The following is a 1672-nucleotide window of genomic DNA, read 5'->3' as shown; positions in this document are numbered from 1 at the left end:
TCCATGCTGTAAGTGAGTCGCTTTCTTCACTGCCATCCGCACGATGAAAGCGAGCGATGGGATCCGCAGCTTCGGGAATGGAGAAGACATCATCAAAAACCACCAGCTGCACTTGAGGCGAGTCTCCAGCCAAGGATTCGAAGCGCCACGACAGTCCACTTTCTTTCATCAGCCTAGTGAGAAATGTAAGGTCATCCTCGCGGTACTGCACGCAATAAGAGCGGGGAGGATATTCCCCCGATAGCTTGAAATCCAGCGTTTGCACCGCAGCAAACACCGAGTTCATCGCCTGATGCTCGGCTAGTACCTGCTTTACGATATCCGGCACGGACAGCTCTTGGAACACGCGAGACGTGCGCCGGTATCTAAGCAAGGCAAATGGCGGCTCTACCGTCAGCGAATATTTAGCAAAACCGCCATCAGAACCCAATAATTGCGCCTTAGAAATCACCCCACAGCGCTCTACCATCCCGCCTTCTGCATCAGTGATCGATAAAACGATGGGTAAGCCTAGCAAAGATTTAAGCTCTAAAGCAGCGTCTGCGGACAAGCAATCAATACTGTAAAGAAAAGGCCGGTTTAGCCCTTCTATTCCCGTTACCCGTTGCGGTAACAACTGATCACCCCACGCTCCACCATCGCCGATTTGCAATGAGATCAATCGCGTATCTTGATTAAAAGCAGCAGCGAAAGAAGCAAGGAGCTGGTCGGGGCGCATGGGTATTCCGCAATTTTAACAATCGGTCAGATTACCCGATGTTTTTCCTGTTCGCCTATAAAATTACAGCCTTTTGACATTTTCACGAAAAATAAAAACAAGAAGCGTAAGGTGTATCCTTTATTAGGCGTTCCTTGAGCAAGAAGATACACACATAGCAATGGCATTTATATTCACTAGCTATGAGGATAATCTGCTTTTTACAAGAAAATAGAGCGGCCTCCCCCAAGATAACAAATCATCAAAAAATTAAAGAAACAAACAATAAATTTCAATCAACTATTAATGACTGCAATTTGCTATTTAAGTATTCTTTTTCAACAAGAATCCAATCATCCGCTTCTTTATCAACCTTAAATCGTAAACTTGCATAATCTTCTGGATACCACGCGACTTGATGTATTGTATTTACAGCAATAACTGGCAATGATTTATAACTGGTAATTAATTTAATTTCTTCATCTGGCAACTCATAGCCAGAGTATGAAATTATAGAATTTGCTTGGTCACAAAAGCAAATGAGTAATTTTAGCTGTTCTCGGCAACGCCAATAGTTCCAGCGCTCAAAATCCCAAACTTCATATGTATAAAATTTGACATTATCGTCCGTACACCTAGAGAGTTTAATAATCACACCAACTGGTTCACGATCAGTCTTCCCTGCATCATCATCTATGCGTGCTTTAACAAAATCAGCATGCTCTCGACGAATAAACATTACATGAGGATTCAATCCATCATGGTGGTATTGAACTAATTTTTGAGCCATACAATAAACGTTTTTATACCATCTAACATCAACACCAAGCTTAATCACAGAATCAGAGGAAGCACTGTAAGCGCCTAGCCCTCCCATCTAAACGCCCTTTCCTTTTTTCGTCATGCTGAGGTTTTTATCAAGCAGGAGGATTTATGGGGGATTTGCAGACGCGGCGCGGGGAGTGGCTACTGCGT

General features: G+C 43.5%; 2 protein-coding genes. Both read right to left on the bottom strand.

Going from position 1 to position 1672, the window contains the following annotated elements:
• Nucleotides 1-718: type VI secretion system Vgr family protein (locus R6242_RS22190; protein ID WP_318431065.1), on the bottom strand; the 718-nt coding region annotated here is incomplete at its 3' end.
• A 271-nt stretch (nucleotides 719-989) separates the two neighbouring features.
• Complete coding sequence (locus R6242_RS22185) at nucleotides 990-1574, bottom strand: hypothetical protein (RefSeq protein WP_318431063.1); 585 nt, start codon at nucleotides 1572-1574, stop codon at nucleotides 990-992.
• Nucleotides 1575-1672 lie beyond the last annotated feature (98 nt).

The organism is Iodobacter sp. CM08 (assembly GCF_033446605.1).
In the GTDB taxonomy this organism is placed as follows: Bacteria; Pseudomonadota; Gammaproteobacteria; order Burkholderiales; family Chitinibacteraceae; genus Iodobacter.
The sequence above is the reverse complement of the archived record's forward strand: the minus strand, read 5'-3'. Positions and strand labels throughout refer to the sequence as shown.

What these genes read in the sequence shown, in the direction of transcription:
- R6242_RS22185 (WP_318431063.1), bottom strand. Translation starts at nt 1,574, where the DNA reads ATGGGAGGGCTAGGCGCTTACAGTGCTTCCTCTGATTCTGTGATTAAG.